This window comes from Rhizorhabdus argentea (assembly GCF_037861105.1).
Taxonomy (GTDB): Bacteria; Pseudomonadota; Alphaproteobacteria; order Sphingomonadales; family Sphingomonadaceae; genus Rhizorhabdus; species Rhizorhabdus argentea.
The window spans coordinates 1-22,161 of the sequence record NZ_JBANFK010000020.1; the positions used below are offsets into that span (position 1 = coordinate 1).

General features: G+C 65.9%; 24 protein-coding genes. 10 read left to right on the forward strand and 14 right to left on the reverse strand.

Annotated elements, in window-relative coordinates; genetic code table 11:
* Positions 1-92 precede the first annotated feature (92 nt).
* Entirely contained in the window at positions 93-1,085 is a 993-nt protein-coding gene (locus AAC645_RS15860) for an aldo/keto reductase (protein WP_340317427.1), read from the reverse strand.
* A gap of 82 nt (positions 1,086-1,167) precedes the next feature.
* On the opposite strand from AAC645_RS15860, the gene AAC645_RS15865 reads away from it, so the two are divergent.
* Both AAC645_RS15865 and AAC645_RS15870 read left to right on the forward strand, forming a co-directional pair.
* A complete protein-coding gene (locus tag AAC645_RS15865; protein WP_340317549.1) occupies positions 1,168-1,938 on the forward strand; it encodes a precorrin-2 dehydrogenase/sirohydrochlorin ferrochelatase family protein in 771 nt (256 codons plus the stop codon).
* The gene (locus AAC645_RS15870) at positions 1,935-2,849 is read left to right on the forward strand and encodes a zinc transporter ZntB (protein WP_340317429.1); all 915 of its coding nucleotides are present in this window, start codon (positions 1,935-1,937) and stop codon (positions 2,847-2,849) included. The genes AAC645_RS15865 and AAC645_RS15870 overlap by 4 nt, the downstream gene beginning before the upstream one ends.
* A 15-nt stretch (positions 2,850-2,864) precedes the next feature.
* On the opposite strand, the gene AAC645_RS15875 is transcribed toward AAC645_RS15870, so the two are convergent.
* On the reverse strand, positions 2,865-3,536 hold the full coding sequence (locus tag AAC645_RS15875) for a YggS family pyridoxal phosphate-dependent enzyme (RefSeq protein WP_340317430.1): 672 nt from the start codon (positions 3,534-3,536) through the stop codon (positions 2,865-2,867).
* A gap of 22 nt (positions 3,537-3,558) precedes the next feature.
* Between AAC645_RS15875 and AAC645_RS15880 the strand changes: the two genes are divergently transcribed.
* Positions 3,559-4,110 (forward strand): thiamine phosphate synthase, encoded by a 552-nt coding sequence (locus AAC645_RS15880; protein WP_340317431.1) that lies wholly within the window; start codon positions 3,559-3,561, stop codon positions 4,108-4,110.
* A gap of 40 nt (positions 4,111-4,150) precedes the next feature.
* Here the strand turns inward: AAC645_RS15880 and AAC645_RS15885 are convergent, their stop codons facing one another.
* Positions 4,151-4,864 (reverse strand): porin, encoded by a 714-nt coding sequence (locus AAC645_RS15885; protein ID WP_340317432.1) that lies wholly within the window; start codon positions 4,862-4,864, stop codon positions 4,151-4,153.
* Between the two features lie 281 nt (positions 4,865-5,145).
* On the opposite strand from AAC645_RS15885, the gene AAC645_RS15890 reads away from it, so the two are divergent.
* The 4 genes from AAC645_RS15890 to holA are packed head-to-tail and all read left to right on the forward strand — an operon-like array spanning position 5,146 to position 9,645.
* Positions 5,146-5,589, forward strand: a complete 444-nt coding sequence (locus AAC645_RS15890; protein WP_340317433.1) for a DUF3576 domain-containing protein — start codon at positions 5,146-5,148, stop codon at positions 5,587-5,589.
* Positions 5,590-5,615: 26 nt separating this feature from the next.
* Positions 5,616-8,123: a leucine--tRNA ligase gene (gene leuS, locus AAC645_RS15895; RefSeq protein WP_340317434.1), complete on the forward strand. Its 2,508-nt coding sequence runs from the start codon at positions 5,616-5,618 to the stop codon at positions 8,121-8,123.
* Positions 8,120-8,626 (forward strand): LPS assembly lipoprotein LptE, encoded by a 507-nt coding sequence (gene lptE, locus AAC645_RS15900; RefSeq protein ID WP_340317435.1) that lies wholly within the window; start codon positions 8,120-8,122, stop codon positions 8,624-8,626. The genes leuS and lptE overlap by 4 nt, the downstream gene beginning before the upstream one ends.
* A complete protein-coding gene (gene holA, locus AAC645_RS15905; protein WP_340317436.1) occupies positions 8,623-9,645 on the forward strand; it encodes a DNA polymerase III subunit delta in 1,023 nt (340 codons plus the stop codon). The genes lptE and holA overlap by 4 nt, the downstream gene beginning before the upstream one ends.
* A 49-nt stretch (positions 9,646-9,694) precedes the next feature.
* On the opposite strand, the gene AAC645_RS15910 is transcribed toward holA, so the two are convergent.
* Genes AAC645_RS15910 through AAC645_RS15935 form a run of 6 tightly spaced genes read right to left on the reverse strand, consistent with a single transcriptional unit; the run spans position 9,695 to position 15,444 of the window.
* Positions 9,695-10,591, reverse strand: a complete 897-nt coding sequence (locus tag AAC645_RS15910; protein ID WP_340317438.1) for a ParB/RepB/Spo0J family partition protein — start codon at positions 10,589-10,591, stop codon at positions 9,695-9,697.
* Positions 10,588-11,367: a ParA family protein gene (locus tag AAC645_RS15915; RefSeq protein ID WP_340317440.1), complete on the reverse strand. Its 780-nt coding sequence runs from the start codon at positions 11,365-11,367 to the stop codon at positions 10,588-10,590. The genes AAC645_RS15910 and AAC645_RS15915 overlap by 4 nt, the downstream gene beginning before the upstream one ends.
* Positions 11,364-12,008, reverse strand: a complete 645-nt coding sequence (rsmG, locus tag AAC645_RS15920) for a 16S rRNA (guanine(527)-N(7))-methyltransferase RsmG (RefSeq protein ID WP_340317442.1) — start codon at positions 12,006-12,008, stop codon at positions 11,364-11,366. Before rsmG ends, AAC645_RS15915 begins: the two co-directional genes overlap by 4 nt.
* A complete protein-coding gene (gene mnmG / locus AAC645_RS15925) occupies positions 12,005-13,861 on the reverse strand; it encodes a tRNA uridine-5-carboxymethylaminomethyl(34) synthesis enzyme MnmG (protein WP_340317444.1) in 1,857 nt (618 codons plus the stop codon). Before mnmG ends, rsmG begins: the two co-directional genes overlap by 4 nt.
* Positions 13,862-13,916: 55 nt before the next feature.
* Complete coding sequence (mnmE, locus tag AAC645_RS15930; RefSeq protein WP_340317446.1) at positions 13,917-15,224, reverse strand: tRNA uridine-5-carboxymethylaminomethyl(34) synthesis GTPase MnmE; 1,308 nt, start codon at positions 15,222-15,224, stop codon at positions 13,917-13,919.
* Positions 15,205-15,444, reverse strand: coding sequence for a DUF6489 family protein (locus AAC645_RS15935; protein WP_340317448.1), 240 nt, complete (start codon positions 15,442-15,444; stop codon positions 15,205-15,207). Before AAC645_RS15935 ends, mnmE begins: the two co-directional genes overlap by 20 nt.
* 63 nt (positions 15,445-15,507) lie before the next feature.
* Between AAC645_RS15935 and AAC645_RS15940 the strand changes: the two genes are divergently transcribed.
* From AAC645_RS15940 to AAC645_RS15950, 3 genes are read left to right on the forward strand one after another with little or no spacing between them, the layout of a single operon-like run.
* Positions 15,508-15,999, forward strand: coding sequence for a methylated-DNA--[protein]-cysteine S-methyltransferase (locus AAC645_RS15940; protein ID WP_340317450.1), 492 nt, complete (start codon positions 15,508-15,510; stop codon positions 15,997-15,999).
* A complete protein-coding gene (locus AAC645_RS15945) occupies positions 15,996-16,694 on the forward strand; it encodes a dienelactone hydrolase family protein (protein ID WP_340317451.1) in 699 nt (232 codons plus the stop codon). The genes AAC645_RS15940 and AAC645_RS15945 overlap by 4 nt, the downstream gene beginning before the upstream one ends.
* Complete coding sequence (locus AAC645_RS15950) at positions 16,691-17,668, forward strand: quinone oxidoreductase family protein (RefSeq protein WP_340317452.1); 978 nt, start codon at positions 16,691-16,693, stop codon at positions 17,666-17,668. The genes AAC645_RS15945 and AAC645_RS15950 overlap by 4 nt, the downstream gene beginning before the upstream one ends.
* A gap of 137 nt (positions 17,669-17,805) precedes the next feature.
* Here AAC645_RS15950 and AAC645_RS15955 read toward each other — a convergent pair whose 3' ends face one another.
* From AAC645_RS15955 to hemE, 5 genes are all read right to left on the reverse strand, one after another.
* Complete coding sequence (locus tag AAC645_RS15955; RefSeq protein WP_340317454.1) at positions 17,806-18,456, reverse strand: TerC family protein; 651 nt, start codon at positions 18,454-18,456, stop codon at positions 17,806-17,808.
* A 230-nt stretch (positions 18,457-18,686) separates the two neighbouring features.
* A complete protein-coding gene (rho, locus tag AAC645_RS15960; RefSeq protein ID WP_340317456.1) occupies positions 18,687-19,943 on the reverse strand; it encodes a transcription termination factor Rho in 1,257 nt (418 codons plus the stop codon).
* A gap of 220 nt (positions 19,944-20,163) precedes the next feature.
* A complete protein-coding gene (locus AAC645_RS15965; RefSeq protein ID WP_340317457.1) occupies positions 20,164-20,535 on the reverse strand; it encodes a hypothetical protein in 372 nt (123 codons plus the stop codon).
* On the reverse strand, positions 20,535-20,990 hold the full coding sequence (locus AAC645_RS15970; RefSeq protein WP_340317458.1) for a CopD family protein: 456 nt from the start codon (positions 20,988-20,990) through the stop codon (positions 20,535-20,537). The genes AAC645_RS15965 and AAC645_RS15970 overlap by 1 nt, the downstream gene beginning before the upstream one ends.
* A 3-nt stretch (positions 20,991-20,993) precedes the next feature.
* Positions 20,994-22,028: a uroporphyrinogen decarboxylase gene (hemE, locus tag AAC645_RS15975; protein WP_340317459.1), complete on the reverse strand. Its 1,035-nt coding sequence runs from the start codon at positions 22,026-22,028 to the stop codon at positions 20,994-20,996.
* Positions 22,029-22,161 lie beyond the last annotated feature (133 nt).

The following is a 22,161-nucleotide window of genomic DNA, read 5'->3' on the forward strand; positions in this document are numbered from 1 at the left end:
GGCGAACATCGCGCTCGCGCTGGAACGGCCGGAGATCGCGGACTCGATCCGGGCGTTCATCAAGGATCTGAGATAAGGCTAGCGAAGCCTGCTCAGGCGAACTCCTCGGTCGTCACGGTGGCCTGCATCGTGGGATTATAACGGCTTCCCGATACCGTCCGCTGGTTGATCATGGCGTCGAGTTCCGCGATCTGAGCCGGTGTGAGGCTGACGTCGGCCGCGCCGAAATTCTCCTCCATATAGGCAATATTCTTGGTGCCCGGGATCGTCACCAGATCGGGGTCGCGATGCAGCAGCCAGGCGATTGCGAGCTGCGCCGGGGTGCAGCCGATCGTCCTGGCCAGAGCGCGAAATTCTTCCAGCAAGACCAGGTTTCGATCATAATGCGGCTCCTGGAACCGCGGCATCACCCGGCGCATGTCATTCTGGCCGAAGACATGGCCCGAGCCGAGCGCTCCGCCCAGGAAGCCGCGCCCCACCGGCGAGAAGGCGACGAACGCCGTCCCCAGTTCCCGGCATGCGTCGAGCACCGCGATCTCGGGATTGCGGGTCCATAGCGAATATTCGGTCTGGAGCGCGGCGATCGGATGGATGGCGTGCGCGCGGCGCAGCTGGTCCGCCGAAACCTCGGACAGGCCGATCGCGCCGATCTTGCCGGCCTCGACCGCGCGGGCCAGTGCGCCGACCGACTCTTCGATCGGCACCTTGGGATCCGGGCGGTGAAGGTAATAGAGGTCGATATGCTCGACGCCGAGTAGCCCCAGGCTACGGTCGAGTGTCCGCGCGATCGACTGCGGCGATCCATCGACGGCGCGGACGCCAGGCTCCAGGCTGAAGCCAGCCTTGGATGCGAGCGTGAATTCTCCGCGACGGCCCCTGAGCGCCCGGCCGACCAGAGCCTCGTTATGGCCATTGCCGTAAATCGCGGCGGTATCGAGAAAGTCATAGCCGATATCGATGGCGCGATTGAGCAGACGCTCGGCATAATCAGGCGGCGGTATGTCGCCATAGCCCTGGCTCAGCACCATGCAGCCAAAGCCGATGGGGTGGACCAGGAAGGGGCCTAGCTTACGCCTGGGAATCACAGCTTTCTCCTCGCGTTGCGGGCGGCATGTGGCACACGCGATGCCGCTTGGCAAAAGCCGCGGCGCGCGCGACAAGACGTCGATGCACAGCCTGCCGATCTTTCTCGACATGACCGGACGGCAGGTGGTCCTGATCGGCGATGGCGCCATGGCGGCGGCCAAGCGCCGGTTGATCGAACGGGCCGGCGCAGTGCCGGTGAGCGAAGGCGATAGCGATGCACGGATCGGCTTCGTCGCACTCGACGACGATGACGATGCGACCGCCGCCGCGCTGCGGCTGAAGGCGCGTGGCCTGCTGGTCAACGTCGCAGATCGGCCCGCTTTGTGCGATTTCACCCTCCCGGCGATCATCGACCGCAATCCGGTGTTGCTCGCGATCGGCACCGGCGGCCGATCGGCGGGCCTCGCCAAGGCGCTGCGCCAGCGGCTGGAAACCATGCTGCCCGCCAGGCTCGGAGCGCTCGCCGACCATCTGTTCGCAGCCCGCGGCCGGATCCGCGCGCGCTGGCCCGATGCCGATGCGCGGCGCCGCGCGATCGACGCCGGCCTGGCCGAGGGTGGCCCGCTCGACCCTCTGCGCGACGGCAGCGAGAGCGCCGTAGACGCCTGGGCGAGTGGCGAGCAAGGCGCGGCGCAGGATCGGCTCGTCGTTATCCGCCTGCTCTCGGCCGATCCCGACGACCTCACCCTCGGCCAGGCGCGGCTGCTCGGCCAGGCCGACCGGGTCTTCCACCGTGCCGACGTGCCTGACGCGATCCTCGACCGTGCCCGCGCCGACGCGTTGCGCGTAAGTTGCCCCGTTGCGCCCGCCATGCCTGGTCCAGGCCTTTCGATCGATCTGGAGATCGCATGACAACCAGCTGGACGATCGGCGAGCGCCACAATGGGCATTTCTGCTGGACACATCTCGACGGACGAGACGAGGAGGCGATGCGCTGGCTCGACGACGATGCGCACGCGCTGCCGCCGACCGCACGCCTCAACCTGACCACTGCCGAAACCCGGCCGCGCTGCCAGCCGCTCCACGAGGGCGTGATCATCAACCTTCGCGGACCGCGCCTCAGCGTCGAGGAGGAAGGCGACGAACTGGTCTCGATCCGGATCTGGGCAGAGCGCGGGCGAGTAGTGTCGGTGACCTATCGTCATATGGCCGGGCTCGAAAATCTGCGCGAACGGATGGAGCGGGGCGAGTTCCTCGATCCCGGCGACTTCATCGCGGCGCTCGCCGTCCAGATCAGCCACCAGCTCGATCCGGTGGTCGCCGATCTCGGCGACCAGGTCGACGACTGCGAGCTGGCGCTGTCCGCCGAGGGTTTCGCGCTGCGGCGGAACATCGCCAAGGCGCGGTCGACCGCGATCAGCTACCGCCGCTTCATCGTCCCGCAGCGGCAGGCGCTCGAGGCGATGTCGCAGCTCGAATATGGCTGGATCGAGGATGAAGACCGCATCCACCTGCGCGAGGCCGCCGACCGCTTCGCACGCATGGCCGAGGAGCTCGAGGCGGTGCGCGAGCGATCGGCGCTGCTGCACGAACAGATCACCGATCTCCGCGCGGAGAAGATCGATCGCCGCTCGCTGATCATCGCGGTGGTTGCGCTGATCTTCCTGCCGCTCACCTTCGTCACCGGCCTGTTCGGGATGAACGTCGATGGCATCCCCTATGCTCACCACCCGCTGTCCTTCTGGGCGGTGACCGGGTTCAGCGTGCTGGTCGGACTTGGCGTCGCAGCTTATTTCGCCGCGGCGCGCTGGTTCAGGAGCTGATGGCGACCGATCCTGTCATCGACGCTCGCCGAACAAGGCCGTGCCGACGCGCACATGGGTCGCGCCCAGCATCACCGCCGTTTCGAAGTCGGAGGACATGCCCATGCTGAGGCCCGCCAGCCCATGCCGCCGGGCGAGCTTGGCGAGCAGCGCGAAATAGGGTGCGGCCTCGACTTCGGCGGGCGGCACCGCCATCAGGCCGGCCACCGCCAAGCCGGCGTCGCGCGCCTGCTGCAGGATGGTCGGTAGATCAGCGATCGCGCAGCCGCCCTTCTGCGCCTCCTCGCCGATATTGACCTGGATGAAGCAGTCGGGCCGGCGCTCGCTCGCGCCGAGCGCGCGCGCCAGCGCCTCGATCAGCGAAGGACGGTCGATCGAGTGGATCGCGTCGAACAGCGCGACCGCTTCGCGCGCCTTGTTGGACTGGAGCTGGCCGACGACATGGATGCGCAGGGCGCGGCCCTCCCGCAGCGCCGGCCATTTCGCTTCGGCCTCCTGGACACGATTCTCGCCGAAGCTCGCCTGGCCGGCCGCGAGCAGCGGGGCGATGTCGGGCGCTTCACGCGTCTTGGAGATTGCGATCAGCTCGATTCCGGCGGGATCGCGTCCGGCAAGCTCGGCGGCATGGGCGATGCGCTTGCGGATGTCGGCAAGGCGTCGGGCGGCGGTGGTGTCGATATCGGCCATGCGCTTCGCTATAGGTGGCGCAATGAGGCCCCGCCACCCCGAGCTTCCGCGCCTGTGGATGATGACCGACGAGCGCCAGGGCAACGGCTTATGGGCGGCGATCGCGCGCCTGCCGGCCGGAGCGGGTATCGTTTTTCGTCACAAGGCCAGCGCCATGACGGAACGGCGGCAGCTGTTCGAGCGGGTGCGGCGGATCGCCCGGAAACAGGGCCTCGTTCTGCTGCTTGCCGCCGGAGATCGCGAGGCGCGCCGCTGGCGGGCAGACGGCGCGCATCATGCCCTGGCCCACCCGCCCCGCTACGGTACCGCTCCGGCCCATAGCCTGCGCGAGATCAGGCGTGCGGAGCGTTCGGGCGCAGCCGCGATCTTCCTGTCGCCACTGCACGCGACGCGCTCGCATGCCGGCGCCCGGTCGCTCGGCCGGATGCGTTTCGCCACGCTGGCTCGAGCGACCCTGCTACCTGTAATCGCACTGGGCGGCATGGACCGGATCAGGGGAAGGATGGCCGTGCGCTGCGGTGCTTACGGATGGGCGGCGATCGACGCGTGGGGCCCTAGACTTTTGTTGCCGTGATTTCCGGTCGTCAGGTGATTCGACCTGACTTGAAATCACTCTAGAAGCGGAACGCCGTCCCGATATAGATCGCCTGGCTGTCGCGGCGCAGATCGCTCGTCATGTCCAGGCGCTCGCGCTGCGTCTTGTAGCGCAGGCCACCGGACAGTTCGAGATTGCGGGTGAGCGAATAGGAGCCGCCCAGGTCGACCGACAGCGCTTCGTCGGGACCGCCGAGATTGTTCTGACCGGTGGCGCGCTCCGCACCGAACAACAGGCGGGTGCTCCACTTCGAGCCCGAATAGCTCACGCCGATATCCGCGAGCTGACGGTCGTCCGGCACCGCACCGCCATCGATCCGCGCGAAATCGCCCGATAGCGCGAAATGCTTCCAGCCAAGCGAAGCGCCCAGGCTATAGGCCGAGGGCGCCAGCCCGGCATTGATCGCAGGGCTGTTGACCGCCACCGTCATTCCGGCGTTCGAACGGTTGTTGCGCGCGCGAATCGCAACGGTGACCGCGCGCTTGCTGCTGCCGCCCGAAGGCGTAAACCGGAAGTTGGGTTCGGCGAAGCTGCCGCCCACGCGATCGAACAGCGCCGCCTGCCGCGGATCGGCGGCGACCGGCGCGAAAAAGCCGATACCTCTGGCCTTCTTGCGGTCGATCTTCACTTTGGGAGTGGGCGCGGGGTTCGCGGATATGGCCGGGGCGCACAGCAGCAGCGCCGCCGCAACGACGGCGCCAACCAGCTTTCCGTGGACCCCCTGATATGTCATCCTGCGTAACTCATTCTTTTATATATGGGATGCCTATCACCCCCCGTGAGTCGTTGCCATATGCCTTTTGGCGAAATCCGGCGGCTGTTGCACAGACTCCACAATCTGTTCGCTCTCCCGCCCTCGATGACCGGCATCGACCTCCACTCCGCTTTGCACGTCATGAGGTTGAGGGGCCATGACGCCCGGGCCCGTTCGGTCTTGCGGGGCCGGTCGGTACGTCTATAACGGCGCATCGCGCAGAACGCCCCGCAGATTGAGCCGCAAGGACCGCCTCCAAGATGACCAGCCCTACCCTTCGCACCGGGATCGCCCTAGCCCTTGTCGCCTCGCTGGCCGGCTGCGGCGGCGGCAAGAACAAGGCTCAGTTTGCATCCGACGTGGCAGCGGCGAAGACCACGACGATCGGCGTGAACGCCTATCTGTGGAAAGCGTCGCTCGAGACGCTTTCCTTCATGCCGCTGCTGCAAACCGATTCGAACGGCGGCGTGATCGTCACCGACTGGTACACCAATCCGAACCAGCCGGCCGAGCGGATGAAGCTGACCGTCACCATCCTCGACTCGGACCTGCGCGCCGACGCGGTGCGCGTGGCGCCGCAGCGTCAGGTGCTGGCGAACGGCAGCTGGGTCGATTCCGCGGTGCAGGCCGCGACCGCCCAGAAGCTTGAAGACATCATCCTGACCAAGGCGCGCGATCTGCGCCGCGCGACCATTGCCGGCTGAGCGCCGGGTAAAAGGCCAATGACCACGTGAACGCGCGTTTCAACCATGTGAAGGCGGACGCGCACTGGCAGGGGGTCTGGGAGAGCCAGGGCACCTTCCATGCGCGCGACGACAGCCCCAAACCGAAAAGCTATGTGCTTGAGATGTTCCCCTATCCATCGGGGCGCATCCATATGGGCCATGTCCGCAACTATACGATGGGCGACGTGCTCGCCCGGTTCCGGCGTATGCAGGGCCATGAGGTGCTCCACCCGATGGGTTGGGACGCCTTCGGCATGCCCGCAGAAAACGCGGCGATGGAAAAGAAGGTCCACCCTGGCGACTGGACCCGCGCCAATATCGCGGCGATGCGCGAGCAGCTGAAGCGGCTGGGCTTCGCGCTCGACTGGAGCCGGGAACTGGCCACGTGCGAGCCCGATTATTATGGCCAGGAACAGGCACTGTTCCTCGATCTCTACGCCGCCGGCCTGGTCTATCGCAAGGAAGCCGCCGTCAACTGGGATCCGGTCGACATGACCGTGCTCGCCAACGAGCAGGTGATCGACGGCCGCGGCTGGCGCTCGGGCGCCCTGGTGGAACGACGCAAGCTCAGTCAGTGGTTCCTCAAGATCACCGACTTCGCCGAGGAACTGCTCGAAGGCCTCTCCACGCTCGACCAGTGGCCCGAAAAGGTCCGGACGATGCAGGAGAATTGGATCGGCAAGTCGCAGGGCATGCGCTTCACCTTCCAGCTCGACGCGCCCGCCCGCAACATCACCGACCTCGAGGTGTTCACGACGCGGCCGGATACGCTGTTCGGCGCGAGCTTCGCGGCGATCGCCGCCGATCACCCGATCGCGCAGGCGCTCGGCGCCGGCGACCCGGCGCTCGAGGCGTTCATCGCCGAATGCAAGCGCACCGGCACCGCCGCGGCCGAGATCGAAACCGCTGAAAAGAAGGGATATGATACCGGATTATCGGTGATCCACCCGCTCGATCCAAGCTGGAAGCTGCCGCTGTTCGTCGCCAATTTCGTGCTGATGGACTATGGCACGGGCGCGGTGTTCGGCTGCCCGGCCCACGACCAGCGCGATCTTGATTTCGCGCGCAAATATGCGCTGCCGGTCAAGCGCGTCGTCGCCCCCTCGCCCGACGAGGCTGCCGCGCCGATCCACGACGAAGCCTATGTCGGCCCCGGCAGGATCGTCAATTCCAGCTTTCTCGACGGCCTGTCGGTCGAGGACGCCAAGGCCGCGGTGATCGCACGGGGCGAAACCGAGGGCTGGGGCACCGGCACCACGGTCTGGCGGCTGCGCGACTGGGGCGTCTCGCGCCAGCGCTATTGGGGCACCCCGATCCCGATCATCCACTGTGAGGATTGCGGGCCGGTCGGCGTCCCCAGGGAGCAGCTTCCGGTGGTGCTGCCCGAGGATGTCAGCTTCGACATTCCTGGCAATCCGCTCGACCGCCACCCGACGTGGAAGCATGTCGATTGCCCGAGCTGCGGCAAGCCGGCCCGACGCGAGACCGACACGCTCGATACCTTCGCCGATTCCAGCTGGTATTTCATCCGCTTTGCCAGCCAGCCGGGTGACAAACCGTTCGATCGCGCCGTCGCGGAAAGCTGGCTGCCGGTCGGCCAGTATATCGGCGGGGTAGAGCATGCCATCCTCCACCTGCTCTACGCCCGCTTCTGGACCCGCGCGCTCGAGCGGATCGGCAAGATCGGCATCAAGGAGCCGTTCACCGGGCTGTTCACCCAGGGCATGGTGACGCACGAGACCTACCGGGCGCCGGACGGCCAGTGGCTCAGCCCCGAAGAAGTCACGAACGGTATCGTCACTGCGACCGGCGAGCCGGCGACGCTGGGCCGCATCGAGAAGATGTCGAAGTCCAAGAAGAACGTCGTCGATCCCGGTCCGATCGTCGATCAATATGGCGCCGACGCGGTGCGCTGGTTCATGCTGTCGGATAGCCCGCCCGAGCGCGACCTGGAATGGACCGAGAGCGGCATCGAGGGATGCTGGCGCTTCGTCAACCGGCTGTGGCGGATCACCGATGCGTCCGAGCCGGGCGAAGGCGCCGACAAGGATCTCGATCGCAAGCTGCACCGGGCAATCGCCGGCATCGCCGCCGATATCGACACGCTGGGCTTCAACCGGGCGATCGCCAAGGTCCACGAACTCACCAATACGATCGAGAAGGCCGCTCCCTCGGCAAGCCGCACCGCCGCGGCGCGTACGCTGGTGCGCCTGATCGCGCCGATGGTGCCGCACCTGGCCGAGGAAGCCTGGGCCCGCCTGGGCGAAAGCGGGCTGGTTGCGGATGCGGCCTGGCCGGCGCATGATCCCGCGCTGCTGATCGACGACGAGGTCACGATCGCCGTACAGATCAACGGCAAGCTGCGCGACACCCTGACCGCCCCGAAAGGCGCCAGCAAGGACGCGCTCGAGGCGATGGCGATGCAGTCGGACAAGATCGGCAAATTGCTCGAAGGCGTTGCTCCGAAGAAGGTGATCGTTGTGCCGGACCGTCTCGTGAACATCGTCGCATGAAGCTGGCCGCCCGCCTCCTCGCCCCGCTGGCGCTGGCCGCCATGCTGTCCGGCTGCGGACTGCATCCTCTCTATGCCGATGGCGGCGCCGGGCCGGTCGCAACGACGCTGAGCGCCGTCGAGGTTGGGCCGATCGGCGGCCAGCGCGGCTGGCTGGTTCGCAATGCGCTCAACGACCGGCTCCACCGCCAGGGCCAAGCCAGTCCCCGCTTCCGCCTCGAAGTCGAACTGGACGACCAGATCACCGGCTTCGGCGTACGCCAGGACAATGCCATCAGCCGCGAACGGCGGACCTTGCGCGCCCGCTACCGACTGCTCGATGCCGCCACGGGCAGCGTGCTGCTGGACCAGAGCGCCTCGGCCGATGCCGGCATCGACGTCGCCGGGTCGGAATATGCCACCGCGGCCGCCGAACAGACCGCGCTTGAACGGCTGACCGAAACCCTCGCCGACCAGATCGTCGCGCGGGTCGCAACCTATGCGGGACGCAGCGCGGGCAAGTGAAGGCTGATGCCGGCCAGATCGCGCGGGCGCTCGACAAGCCCGACCCTGCCGTCCGCCTGTTCCTGCTCTACGGGCCCGATGAATCGGGTTCGCGCATGCTGGCATCGCGGATCGACAAGGCGTTCGGCGCGGATGCGGAGCGGATCGATTTCGCTTCCGGCCAGCTCAAATCCGATCCGGCATTGCTCGCGGATGAGGCGGCATCGATTTCTCTGTTCGGCGGCGCCCGCCATATCCGCGTCGATCCCGCGACCGATGACGCGATCGATGCGGTCGAGGCGCTGATGGAGGCACCGTCGGCCGGCAACCCGGTCGTGTTGGTCGCTGGCAATCTGCGCAAGGATGCCAAGCTGGTGAAGCTCGCCCTCGCCTCTCCGGCGGCGCTCGCCTTCGCGAGCTATGTTCCCGAGGGCGCCCAGGCCGACAAGGTCGTGATCGACATCGCGCGCGAGCACGGTTTGCGGCTCGAGCCACGCGCCGCCCAGGCGCTGGTCTCCGCCACCAATGCCGATAGGGCGTTGATGAGCCGCGAGATTGAAAAGCTGGCGCTGTATCTCGACGCCTCACCGGAGGATCCGAAACCGGCCGACGCCGCCGCGCTTGCGGAGATCGGCGCCGCCAATGACGAAAGCGATCTCAGCGCGATCGTCGACGCCGTACTGGGCGGCCGCCCAGAGCGTGCCGCGGCCGAGCTGGCGCTGATCGGAGCGACCGAGGGAATCAGCCTGGTTCGCGCGCTGCTCCGCCGCCTCGCCCAGATCGCGCCGCTCCGCGCAGAGGTTGCGGCCGGCCAGAGCGTCGACGCGGTAATGGCGAGCTCCGGCCGCGGCATTTTCTGGAAGGACCAGAAGGTCGTGTCCGGACTCCTGCAGCGCTGGTCGCCGGACCGCATCGCCACTGCCACCACCCGCCTCGCCGCGCTCGAACGCGCCTACAAGCGCTCGGGAACCGCCGGCATGGTGCTGATCGGCGATGAGATATTGACCATCGCGCGAGCAGCGGCAGCGGGCCGGCGCTGAGAAACCTCTCCTCACGGACGGGGTTTAAATGGCAACCCTCATAGAACCCTCAGATCGGCTCGCCGCTCAGCCGCTGACAGATCAGGTCGAGCTGGTCGAGCGTCGAATAGCCGACCGTCAGCTGGCCGCCCCTGTCGCCATGCTCGATCGTTACCTTAAGGCCCAGTATATCGCCAAGCTGGCGCTCGAGCGCGCCGACATCGGCATCGAGCGCACCGGCGGCCTTGGGGGGCCTCGCGCTGCTGCTGCTGCTGCCGGTCTTGCCCGCCCGCGCCAGCTTCTCGGTGTCGCGTACGGACAGGTCCCGGCGCAGCACCTCCCCGGCCAGCGCCTCGGCGTCCGGCGCCGTGATCAACGCGCGGGCGTGTCCCATCGACAGCCGGCCATCGGCCACCATGTCGCGGACGGGCTTGGGCAATTCCAGCAGCCGCAGCAGATTGGCGACATGGCTGCGCGATTTGGCGACAAGCTTGCCCAACGCTTCCTGGGTATGGCCAAAATCGCTGGTAAGCCTCTGATAAGCCTCAGCCTCTTCTATCGCGTTAAGATCCTGTCTCTGGATGTTCTCAACGATTGCGAGCTCGAGCGTCTGGGTATCCGAAAGTTCACGCACGATCACAGGAACGTCGTGCAACCGCGCGCGCTGGGCCGCTCGCCAGCGTCGCTCACCCGCGACGATCTGGTAGCCGCCCATCGTCGGATGCGGCCGGACCAGGATCGGCTGGATCATCCCGCGCGCTGCGATCGAGCCCGCCAATTCGTCGAGCGCGTCCGCGTCGAACTGCCGCCGCGGCTGATCGGGATTGGGCTCCAGCAGCGAGATCGAAACGGTCTGGACGCCGGCCGGCCGCGCTGCGCCGGGCGCGGTCGGCTGCTCGATCGCCGCTTCACCCATCAACGCGGACAGGCCGCGGCCGAGACCGCGACGCGGAGTATCGGCGCTCATGCCGCCTGCGCCGTCTTGGTCAGCCGAGTGATGCATTCCCGGGCCAGCGCGATATAGGCTTCGGAACCGGCGCAGCGATGATCGTAGATCAGCGCCGGGACGCCATGGCTCGGCGCCTCCGACAGACGTACATTGCGCGGAATCACCGTTTCGAACACTACATCCCCCAACACTGCGCGCACATCGCTCGCGACCTGGTCCGACAGCCGGTTGCGTCGGTCATACATGGTGAGGGCGACACCGAGGATCGACAGCTGCGGATTGAACCGCGCGCGCACCCGCTCGATCGTCTGGAGGAGCTGGCTCAGCCCCTCCAGCGCGAAGAACTCGCATTGCAGCGGCACAAGCATCATGTTCGCCGCGACCAGGGCGTTGACGGTGAGGAGTCCGAGCGAGGGCGGGCAGTCGATCAGGCAGACATCCCAGCGCGACTCCTCCTGCGCGATGGCGGCGTGCAATCTGTGGGTCCGCCGCTCGACCTCGATCAGCTCGATCTCCGCACCGGACAGGTCGACAGTCGCCGGGACGATATCGAGCCGCGGCACCTTGGTCGGGATCACCGCCTCGGCCAACGAGCAGTCGTCCCGCAGCAGTTCGTAGCTGGATTTGTCGCGCTGTGCCTGGTCGATGCCCAGGCCGGTGGAGGCGTTGCCCTGCGGGTCGAAATCGATGAGCAACACCCGCCAGCCGGTCGCCGCCAACGCCGTAGCAAGATTGATCGCGGTGGTGGTCTTGCCCACTCCGCCCTTCTGGTTGGCGATCGCGATGCGGATCATCGGCGTTCCTTTTGGCCTCTGGCCCTTGGCTGCACCTTCGCTGCGGCGATGATCGCCGCCTCGGGATCGGTCATGCTGGGTACGATCCGGAAATCACCCTGCCACGAAGTCATGACAGCTTCCAGTTCGGATACGGCGCTTCGCCCTTTCGGAAGCAGCCAGCATGTCTCGTCGCGGGAAAACCGGTGAGCGAGCGGCAGCAGTCGATCCAGCGGCGCAAAGGCACGCGCGCTGATCACGTCAAAATGGGTGGCATCGAGCATCTCGAGCCGCTTGCCGGCCACGGTGACCCGAGCCGCCAAACCCAGGGTCTCGACCGCCGATGTCAGGAAATCGATCCGCTTACGGCGGGACTCGACGAGGGTGACGCGCAGGCTCGGGACCATCAGCGCGATCACGATACCGGGGAAGCCCGCCCCGGCGCCGAGATCGATCCAGCTGCTCGCGCCCATGGGTGCGAGCGCCAGGAGCTGGGCCGAGTCCAGAATGTGACGTACCCAGATATGCTCGGCGGTAGAGGCCGCGATCAGGTTCTGCCGCGGCATCTCCCGCACGATCAGCCCCGCAAAGGCTTCGACCCGCGTCAGCGTTTCACGTGGAACATTGGACGCCATCCAGGTGCGGGCTTCATCCTCCGTCACGCGGCATGCCGCCGGGCGTGCACCATGATCGCAGCAAGCGCCGCCGGAGTGACGCCGCGGATTCGTCCCGCGGCGCCCAGATCGGCGGGCCGGGCGGCGTTGAGCCGCTCGACCATCTCGTTGGAGAGGCCGCCGATGGAGCCATAGTCGGTGATCCGGCCCAACGCGATTCGCTCGTCAGCGCGAAGGCGGGCAATCTCCAGGTCCTGCCGGAGCAGATAGGGCGCATAACGGCAATCCTGGATCACCTCGCCCACCACATCGGGTGCGACGTCGCTCAGTTCCGCAACGAAGCCGCCGAGATGCTCCGCACCGACGTCGGTGAATCTGAGCCATTCCGACAGGCTGCGTTTCGCGTGATCCGCCGTAACCGACGCGCCGGCCGACGCCATCTCGACGGCACCGACAGCACGGCTGTCGAGCGCCGACAGCAGCTTTTCCCGCGCCGAGCTTCGCGATCGGTGCAGCGCACGGCGAGCAGCGCCGACCACGCCATGGCCATCTGCCCAGTCGGTCAGCCTCGTGCCCGCATTGTCCGCCCGCAATCGTAGTCGGTATTCGGCGCGCGCCGTGAGCATCCGATAGGGCTCCGAAACACCCTGCAACGTCAGATCGTCGAGCATTACGCCAATATAGCTGGTCGCCCGATCGAACAGGATTTCGTCCCGCCCTGCAGCGTGGGCAGCCGCATTCATCCCGGCGGCAAGACCCTGTGCGGCGGCTTCTTCATAGCCGGTGGTGCCGTTTATCTGCCCCGCGCAGAACACACCGGGCAGCGCGCGCAGCGCCAGTCCGGCGGTCAGCGCGCGCGGATCGACATAATCATATTCGACGGCATAGCCGGGCTGGACGATCTCGACACGCTCAAGCCCCTTCACCGTCCGCAGCATGGCGAGCTGCACATCCGCAGGAAGCGATGTCGACACCCCATTGGGATAGACGGTGGAATCGTCGAGTCCCTCCGGCTCCAGAAAGATCTGATGGCTGTCGCGGTCGGCGAAGCGGTGGACCTTGTCCTCGATCGAAGGACAATAGCGCGGCCCGACCCCCTCGATCACGCCGGAGAAGAGCGGTGACCGGTCAAGGCTGTTGCGGATGATTTTGTGGGTCTCGCCGTTGGTCCGCGTGATCGCACAAGCGAGTTGGGGTACCGAACGGCCCAAGCTCATCGCGGAAAAGGTCCACGCCGTTTGATCGGACGGTTGTCGATCGAGCCCCGCCCAGTCGACGGTGCGACCGTCCAGCCGCGGTGGCGTCCCGGTCTTGAGACGCCCCATCGGCAGATTCAGTGCCCGGAGTTGATCCGCCAGCCCGATGGCGGCCGCTTCCCCAACGCGCCCGCCGCTGCGGCAATCCAGGCCAAAATGGAGACGCGCGTTCAGGAACGTGCCGGTTGCAAGCACGACCGCCGATGCGTGGAGTCGCCTCCCGTCTGCCAACAGCAGTCCACCCGTTCCACGTGGAACATCGCCGATAAGACGCTCGGCCGATCCCTCGATAATATCGAGGCCGCTGGTTTCGCCGAGAAGATCATGAATCGCCGCCTTGTAGAGTCGACGGTCGGCCTGAACCCGCGGCCCCTGCACCGCCGCGCCCTTGCTGCTGTTGAGCATGCGGTAATGCAGTGCCGCCCGATCGGCAGCGCGCGCAATCAGGCCATCGCAGGCATCGACTTCGCGCACGAGATGTCCCTTGCCCAAACCGCCGATCGCCGGATTGCACGACATCGCGCCGATCATGTCCCGGCGCATGCTGACCAGCGCAACCCGTGCACCCATCCGCGCCGCAGCGGCCGCTGCTTCGCACCCAGCATGGCCGCCGCCGACCACAATTACGTCATAGCTATCCGCCATGTCGCGCGGCTATCCCAGCCACGCCGCCGAGTCAAAACTGTTCCACGTGGAACAGTCATTTGCCGATGCAGAAACGCCCGAACAGGCCATCGAGCATCTCCTCCGTTCCCGCACGACCGGTCAGTGCATCGATGGCGCGGCGCGCGAGCCGCAATGCCTCGGCGATCAGCAGGGGATCATCCTCTCCCCCTGCCAACACCAAGGCTTCGCCGAGCCGTGCCAGTGCGTCGCGTTGCCGCGCAGACAGCGCCGCCTCCCCTTCCCCGGGCAAAAGTTGCGCCGCGCGGCGCATGAGCAGGGTGGTCAACGCGCCCATGCCGACACCTGATCGGGCGGACAGCAGGAGGTCGAAACGCGCGACCTCATGCGACATCCGGTCCGCCTGGGCTCCGAGCCGGATCGCGCCGGCTGGCGCGTCTTCGGGTTCGCCCAGCCACAGCAGGATATCGGCCGCGGCGATGGCCTGGGCGGCGCGGTCCATGCCGATCGCCTCGACGATGTCGCCGCTGCCGGCGTGCAGCCCGGCAGTGTCGACCAACAGAAAAGGAAGGCCACCGATCGCCACCGGTACCTCGATGAGGTCCCTTGTGGTTCCGGCGGCCGCGGTGACGATCGCCGCCTCCCGCCCAGCCAATGCGTTGAGCAGCGTCGATTTGCCTGCATTGGGCGGACCGGCGAGTACCACCCTTATGCCGTCGCGCAGCCGCTCGACGGGCGCGCGGCCCTGCCAGTGCGTCACCTCCGCGCCGAGCCGGGCCAGCGCATCCGCAAAACCCGGGTCGAACGGCGTGACATCATCCTCGTCGGAAAAGTCGAGCTCGGCCTCAAGTCTCGCGGACAGCGCCAGGATTCGGTGCTGCCAATCATCGATGGCGCGGCTCAGCGCGCCGCTGGCAAGCAGCATCGCGTTTCGCCGCTGCGCTTCGGTTTCCGCCGCCAACAGATCCCCGAGCGCTTCGGCCTCGTTGAGATCAATCCGGCCATGTTCGAAGGCCCGACGGGTGAACTCACCGGCTTCTGCTGCCCGCAGCCCCGCCAGTCTCGCCAGTGCCTCCAGCACGGCGGCCGTCACGGCACGGCCGCCGTGGAGATGAAGTTCGACCATATCCTCGCCGGTGGCGCTGCCGGGGCCGGGCAGCCAGAGCAGCAGCGCCCGATCGAGGGGCGTGCTATTCCCGGGGTCTCGCAATGTCCGCAGCACCGCGCGGCGCGGCACGGGCCGCGGGCGCCCGGTCAGGCGATCAACGACGCTGCCGGCATGGGGGCCGCTGATCCGGACCACCGCAACCCCCGCCGGCGGCGCGCCGCTCGACAGGGCAAAGATCGTCGCGGTGGCGCTCGCCTTACTGTCCGCCGCCTGCACGACTCATCTGATCGAACATGGTCCGCCACAGATTCATGCCCGCTTCGCCCATCGGCATCCAGTTGCGCATCATGTCCTGCAGCGCATCGGGCGTGACGCCTTCCTCGACGAACTTCCGCATCTTATCGGTATAGACTTCGTGGACAGCCGACATGTCAGGCAATCCCATGAACCGGCGCGCCTCTTCGGGCGTGCAATCGACATCTACCGTGACCTTCACGCACGCCTCCAACATCATTGAAACGCCATACGCTATCGCTAGAGTCTCGCGAAGCGCACGTCCATGACAAAAGCGATCCTCCTCTCGGCCCTGGGGCCCATCCTTATCGATGGCGATGATCTCCATCTGCGGTCGATTCATATTCTTGACGGCGGCGAACCGATGCCGGCCGCTCGCGACGACGATCCATCGGCACCAGCACCGGGTTCGCCCGTCGCCGAGGCGGTGCGGCAGCTAAGCGCCTATTTCTCGGCGGGCTTCACCGCCTTCAACGTGCCGCTCGCTCCGATGGCCACCGTGCGCGGCGAAGCTTTGCGCGCGGCGATCACCGGCATCCCGCCCGGCGAGACGTTGAGCTACGGGGCGGTCGCGAAGGCCGCAGGATCGAGCCCCCGCGCCATCGGTCAGGCCTGCGCGCGCAACCCCTTCCCGATCGTGATACCCTGCCACCGCGTGGTAGGCAGCGGCGGCGCGATCGGGCACTATTCGGCGGGGCGCGGAACCGTCACCAAGACATGGCTGCTGGACCATGAGCGAAGAGGAGGCCTTCTATGAAAAGCTACACTGAAATCAACACGTTAGGTGGAGATGAGGAGTTTCTTGCCTATACGTCGCAGCCGGTTTCCGCACCGAAGGCGGCCGTCATCGTGATCCAGGAGATCTTCGGCGTTAACGCCGGGATTCGCGCGAAATGCGACGAGTGGGCGTCGAAGGGCTATCTGGCGATCGCGCCCGACCTGTTCTGGCGCATAAGGCCCGGCATAGAACTCGACGCCGATGTACCCGATGACCTGCAGGAAGGCTTTAGGCTGTTCGGCGAATTCGATCAGGAAGCCGGGATCAGAGACATAGAGGCAACGATCCGCGAAGCCCGCAAGATGGTTGGCGGCGGCAAAGTCGGGGCGGTCGGCTATTGCCTGGGCGGACGGCTCGCCTTCCTGACCGCCACCCGCACCGACATCAACGCGACAGTGGGCTATTATGGCGTCGGTCTCGATGGCCTTCTCGGCGAGGCGCACGCCATCGCCCATCCGCTGATGCTCCACATTCCCCAAGCCGACGGTTTCGTACCGGCCGAGGCCCAGCAGAAGATGCACGAGGGGCTCGACGGCCACCCCAAGGTGACGCTGTACGACTATCCCGGCCTCGACCATGGCTTTGCCGCCCAGATGGGCAATCGCCGCAACGAGGCAGGCGCGCAACTTGCAGATGGCCGCACCGAGGCGTTCTTCGCACAGCATCTCGCATGAGCGGCTACCGGCTCGTCGCGCAGGCTTTTGGCGGTCCCGAGGTCATCGCCGCCGTGCCGATCGACGACGGGCCGGTGCCGCCCGGCCATGTGCGGGTTCGCCATCGCGCGATCGGCGTGAACTTCATCGACATATATCATCGCACTGGCCTCTACCCACAACCGCTGCCGGCGGCGCTGGGCGTCGAAGCGGTTGGGATAATCGAAGCGATCGGCGAAGGCGTGACCGCGCTGCAGACCGGTAAGCGCGTCGGCTATGCGCTGTGGACACCGGGCAGCTATGCGACTTGGCAGGACGTCCCGGTCGATCGGCTGATCGCCCTTCCCGATGATATCGGTGACGAAACGGCAGCGGCAGCTATCCTCAAGGGCCTGACCGCGCACGCGTTGATAGCCGGTTGCGCCAAGATGAAGGCGGGGCAGACCGCCCTCGTGCTCGCTGCGGCCGGTGGCGTCGGGCGGCTCCTCGTGCAGTGGCTGAATGCCATTGGCGTGAAGGTCATCGCCCATGGCGGTAGCGCCGAGAAGGCCGCGCTGGCGAAACAGCTCGGCGCCGAGCTGTCGCTGCACTGCGGCTTCGACGTCTTGGCGGCGGCGGTGCGTGAGACGACCGATGGCTGCGGGGTCGACGCGGTATTCGACGGCGTCGGTGCGGCCAGCTGGGAGGCTTCGCTCGATTCGTTGAGGCGGCGCGGGCTGATGGTCAGCTTCGGCAATGCCTCGGGTCCGGTGCCGCCGACAAGCCCGCTCGAACTGACCCGCCGCGGTTCGCTGTTCCTCACCAGACCGAGGCTGTTCGACTATATTGCCGATAGGGCGGAGCTCGATGCAGCGGCAGGAGCGTTGTTCGCGATGATCGCAGCAGGAAAACTCGATATCGAGATCGGCCTCCGCCTGCCGCTACGCGATGCTGCCGAAGCACAGCTGGCACTCGAAACGCGTCGCACGAGCGGATCGATCATCCTGATACCGTGACCAGCATCCTCCTGCCCCGCAGCGCCGAAAGAAGCAGGTATCAGACGGCTCGCGTCGTCAACGTCGTTCCGCGCCGCCGCAGAACTGCGCCGATCAAACCGCGCGCTCAAAGCTTGTGAAAAGCCGCGCCGGCGCACTCAGCCGGCCATCGACAGCAGCGGGACGGCGCCTTCCCAGATCATCTTCACGGCGACATAGAGAATCACCGCCAGGCCGACATAGGCGATCCAGCGATAGCGCTCGATATAGCGGGCGATCAGATTGGCCGCGATGCCCATCAGCGCTACCGAAAGCAGCAGGCCTATCACCAAAATGCCCGGATGCGCGCGCGCCGCACCCGCCACGGCGAGCACGTTGTCTAGGCTCATCGAAACATCGGCGAGCGCCACTGCCCAGGCAGCCGAGACGAAACTCCTGCTCTGCGGGATGCCGTCATGCTCGGCCTGGTCGTCGCCCTCGGCAGCCCCGGCGTGACGCAATTCGCGGAACATCCGCCAGGCGACCCACAGCAACAGCAGGCCACCGGCAAATACCAGCCCGACGATGTTCATCAGCAGGCTCACACTCACGGCGAAGATGATACGCAGGACGAGCGCCGCGATGATACCGATCAGAATGACCTTGCGGCGCTGCTCGGCCGGCAAGCCCGCCGCAAGCGCCCCAACGACGATCGCATTGTCGCCGGCTAGCATCACGTCGATCATCAGCACCTGGAAAAAGGCCGAAAGTGCGGAGGGACTGCCAATATTGGCGAAATCGGCGGCGATGTGGTTCCAGAGCTCGAGCATGTGCTGTCCCTAGCCTAAGGAGCGCTCATGTCGAGCCTGTTACGGTAGCGTCAAAGCTACACACGACCGAGGCAAGCCAGCCGCGAAGCTTCGCCAGCGCCTCGAACGCGTGAAAGCCTTCTCGTAGAGCATCGCGATAAGGAACAGCGCCCCACCGATAGAACATAGCCGATATTGGCCGTGCCGATCGAAACGATCGATCCGGAAGCCAAACACCCCGCTCCTCGCGGTTACTGGTTCATCGAGTCGAAGAAATCCTCGTTGCTCTTGGAGTCCTTCATCTTGTCGAGCAGGAACTCCATCGCGTCGATCGTGCCCATCTGCATGAGGATACGGCGCAACACCCACATCTTGCTGAGCTTGCCCTTGTCGACGAGCAGCTCTTCCTTGCGGGTGCCGGACTTGCCCACGTCCATCGCCGGGAAGATGCGCTTGTCGGCTACCTTGCGATCGAGCACGATCTCGGAATTGCCGGTGCCCTTGAACTCCTCGAAGATCACCTCGTCCATGCGGCTGCCGGTGTCGATCAGCGCGGTTGCGATGATCGAGAGCGAGCCGCCCTCCTCGATGTTGCGCGCAGCGCCGAAGAAACGCTTAGGCCGCTGCAGCGCATTGGCGTCGACGCCGCCGGTCAGCACCTTGCCCGACGACGGCACCACCGTGTTGTAGGCCCGGCCAAGGCGGGTGATCGAATCGAGCAGGATCACCACATCCTTCTTGTGCTCGACAAGGCGCTTGGCCTTCTCGATCACCATCTCGGCGACCTGGACGTGGCGCTGGGCGGGTTCGTCGAAGGTCGAGGAGATCACCTCGCCCTTCACCGAGCGTTGCATGTCGGTGACTTCCTCGGGCCGCTCGTCGATCAGCAGCACGATCAGGAACACTTCGGGATGGTTGTCGGTAATCGCCTTCGCCATGTTCTGGAGAAGCACGGTCTTGCCGACCCGCGGCGGCGCGACGATCAGCGCGCGCTGGCCCTTGCCCTGCGGCGAGATGATGTCGATCACCCGGGCAGACTTGTCCTTGACGGTCGGATCGAGCGTATCGAGGTTGAGCTTCTGCTCCGGATAAAGCGGCGTAAGATTGTCGAAATTCACGCGGTGACGAACCACGTCGGGATCGTCGAAGTTGATCGAGATCAGCCTGGTGAGCGCGAAATAGCGCTCGCCATCCTTGGGGCCGCGGACCTCGCCTTCGACGGTATCGCCAGTGCGCAGGCCGAATTTGCGGACCTGGTTGGGCGAAACATAGATGTCGTCGGGACCGGCCAGATAATTGGCCTCAGGTGACCGCAGGAAGCCGAAGCCGTCGGGCAGCACCTCGATCGTGCCCTCGCCCATGATCTGCTCGCCATTTTCCGCCTCGACCTTGAGGATCGCGAACATCAGGTCCTGCTTGCGCATCGTCGATGCACCCTCGACCCCGAGCTCCTCAGCCATGCTGACCAGATCGGCGGGGCTTTTCTTCTTGAGGTCCTTCAAATGCATCTACGGAGTTCCTGGGTGCTTGACCGGCTGGTTCGGAAGAACGGGAGCGGGCGTGAAGCGCGCTATCTGACAACGGAAAGGGAGAAAGGTACCCAGCACGAACGGCAGGCCTGTTCTACGATGCGGATTAGGCGGCAGCCGCGATCAAGTCAAGCCGGCAACGGAGGATGAACGCTGTTCAAGCAGCGCCGAACCGATAGTCTTCCTGGCCAGAAAAAGTCTAGCGTGTGTCGCGCCGAGCCGCCTGGTCCTTCAGTCTCTTGCCGATCCGCTCCATCATCGCGCCACGCTCGGCGAGCTCCCGGCCGCAGCGGCCGACTTCGGTCTGGAGAGATTCCTTGGTCATGCTCGCCGAGATCGCCGCGATGCGCTTTTCGATCACCGCCTCGCTGAGCGTGGGATCGAGCCGGCCGAGCCAGTACAGGCTGTTGAGCACGCCGATCTGGGCAATGCCCTTGTCGCTGCTCGAGGCAAGCGAAGACGTTGCAGTGAGACAGCGCAGGATCGGCTCCTGCTCCTCGGCCTGGGCTGCCGATCCGGCGAACAGGGCGGCTATGGCGAACCACTTCAGGGTGGATGGCGGGAGCGGCATCAGAACGGCCTCACGATCACGAGGATGACGATGACGGCGGTGGCGATTCCGGGGATCTCGTTCATCAGCCGCAGTGGTCCGTCGGAGGGTGCGCGATACCCTGCGGCCATCCGGCGGCCATAGCCGACCGCCCAGCCATGATAGCCGCTCAGCAGGAAAACCGCGAGAAATTTGGCCTGGAACCAGCGCACGCTCCACAGGTCCTGATCGAAGGCGAGCGTCAGCCCGAACAGCCAGACCAATATCATCGCCGGATTGATGATGATCGACCGCAGCCGTCGCTCGCGCTCGATCCAGGCGCGATCTTCCGTCGATCCGGGTGTTGAAGCCTGATGATAGATGAAGAATCGCGGCAGCATGAACAGCCCGGCCATCCAGAAGATCACAAAGATCAGGTGCGCGGCCTTCACCCAGGGATAGGCATTGCCCAGGAAGCCTGTTGCGAGCCCGCTCATCGATCAGCCCCGCACGCGCGCAAGCAGCTGTTCGACATGGGCGATCGGAGTGTCGAGCAGGATTCCATGGCCAAGGTTGAACACATGCGGCCGCCCTGGGAAAGCCCCCATGATCGCGTCGACCGCCTCGTCGAGCGCTGTACCGCCGGCAATCAGCGATAGCGGATCGAGGTTGCCCTGCACTGGCAGCCGTTCGGGAAGGTTGGCGTGGGCCCAGCGTGGATCGACGGTTTCGTCGAGCCCGATCGCGTCCACACCGGTTTCGCGCGCATAGGCTGGCAGCTTGCCGCCCGCCCCCTTGGGAAAGCCGATCACCGGAACCCCGGGATGCCGTGCATGGAGGCGCTTCACCAGCTCGACGGTGGGCGCGATCACCCAGCGCTCGAACTCGCGCGGAGCAAGGCTTCCCGACCAGCTGTCGAACAGCTGGACCGCATCGACGCCCGCTTCGATCTGCTTGCCGAGATAATCGGCAGTGGCATCGACCAGCGCATCGATGATCGCGCCGAACGCGACCGGATCGCGATAGGCCATCCGCCGGGTCTCGGCCTGTTCCTTGCTGCCCTGCCCCGCCACCATATAGGTCGCCACCGTCCAGGGACTGCCCGCAAAGCCCAGGAAGGTCGTCTCGGCGGGCAGCGAAGCGCGGACCTTGCGCACCGTATCGTAGATCGGCAGCAGCCGCTGGGGCGCAGGGGCCAGCGTCGCCAGGGTGCGGTCGACGAGGGTCGGCGAGAGGCGAGGCCCCTCGCCGGCCTCGAACCGCAGATCCTGGCCCAGGGCATGCGGGATGACGAGGATATCGGAGAACAGGATCGCGCCGTCGAAACCGAACCGGCGGATCGGCTGTAGCGTTATCTCCGACGCGGCATCGCTGTCATAGGCCAGCTCGAGGAAGCCACCCTTCTCTGCCCGGAGCGCGCGATATTCGGGCAGATAACGACCCGCCTGGCGCATCAGCCAGATTGGCGGCCGCTCCTGCTTTTCGCCCTTGAGCACGGATAGCAAGGGGCGCGATTCGACGAACAGAGCAGCCATCTTCTTCCTTATATAGAATATTAAGAGAGAGTCTGAAGAGGTAGTAGGCAGGCGCGAGCCGGGGTTTATTCACAGTTGCTTCGATTGCCAACAGCTTGACTCGGGTGAAACCAAAGGACTGTACCGAGTCTCG

Bases quoted from the DNA above. Each gene is read 5' to 3' on its own strand.
- AAC645_RS15865 (WP_340317549.1), top strand. From the start codon at position 1,168: ATGCACAGCCTGCCGATCTTTCTCGACATGACCGGACGGCAGGTGGTC.
- AAC645_RS15870 (WP_340317429.1), top strand. From the start codon at position 1,935: ATGACAACCAGCTGGACGATCGGCGAGCGCCACAATGGGCATTTCTGC.
- AAC645_RS15875 (WP_340317430.1), bottom strand. From the start codon at position 3,536: ATGGCCGATATCGACACCACCGCCGCCCGACGCCTTGCCGACATCCGC.
- AAC645_RS15880 (WP_340317431.1), top strand. From the start codon at position 3,559: ATGAGGCCCCGCCACCCCGAGCTTCCGCGCCTGTGGATGATGACCGAC.
- AAC645_RS15885 (WP_340317432.1), bottom strand. From the start codon at position 4,864: ATGACATATCAGGGGGTCCACGGAAAGCTGGTTGGCGCCGTCGTTGCG.
- AAC645_RS15890 (WP_340317433.1), top strand. From the start codon at position 5,146: ATGACCAGCCCTACCCTTCGCACCGGGATCGCCCTAGCCCTTGTCGCC.
- lptE (WP_340317435.1), top strand. From the start codon at position 8,120: ATGAAGCTGGCCGCCCGCCTCCTCGCCCCGCTGGCGCTGGCCGCCATG.
- AAC645_RS15910 (WP_340317438.1), bottom strand. From the start codon at position 10,591: ATGAGCGCCGATACTCCGCGTCGCGGTCTCGGCCGCGGCCTGTCCGCG.
- AAC645_RS15915 (WP_340317440.1), bottom strand. From the start codon at position 11,367: ATGATCCGCATCGCGATCGCCAACCAGAAGGGCGGAGTGGGCAAGACC.
- mnmG (WP_340317444.1), bottom strand. From the start codon at position 13,861: ATGGCGGATAGCTATGACGTAATTGTGGTCGGCGGCGGCCATGCTGGG.
- AAC645_RS15940 (WP_340317450.1), top strand. From the start codon at position 15,508: ATGACAAAAGCGATCCTCCTCTCGGCCCTGGGGCCCATCCTTATCGAT.
- AAC645_RS15945 (WP_340317451.1), top strand. From the start codon at position 15,996: ATGAAAAGCTACACTGAAATCAACACGTTAGGTGGAGATGAGGAGTTT.
- AAC645_RS15950 (WP_340317452.1), top strand. From the start codon at position 16,691: ATGAGCGGCTACCGGCTCGTCGCGCAGGCTTTTGGCGGTCCCGAGGTC.
- AAC645_RS15955 (WP_340317454.1), bottom strand. From the start codon at position 18,456: ATGCTCGAGCTCTGGAACCACATCGCCGCCGATTTCGCCAATATTGGC.
- rho (WP_340317456.1), bottom strand. From the start codon at position 19,943: ATGCATTTGAAGGACCTCAAGAAGAAAAGCCCCGCCGATCTGGTCAGC.
- AAC645_RS15965 (WP_340317457.1), bottom strand. From the start codon at position 20,535: ATGCCGCTCCCGCCATCCACCCTGAAGTGGTTCGCCATAGCCGCCCTG.
- AAC645_RS15970 (WP_340317458.1), bottom strand. From the start codon at position 20,990: ATGAGCGGGCTCGCAACAGGCTTCCTGGGCAATGCCTATCCCTGGGTG.
- hemE (WP_340317459.1), bottom strand. From the start codon at position 22,028: ATGGCTGCTCTGTTCGTCGAATCGCGCCCCTTGCTATCCGTGCTCAAG.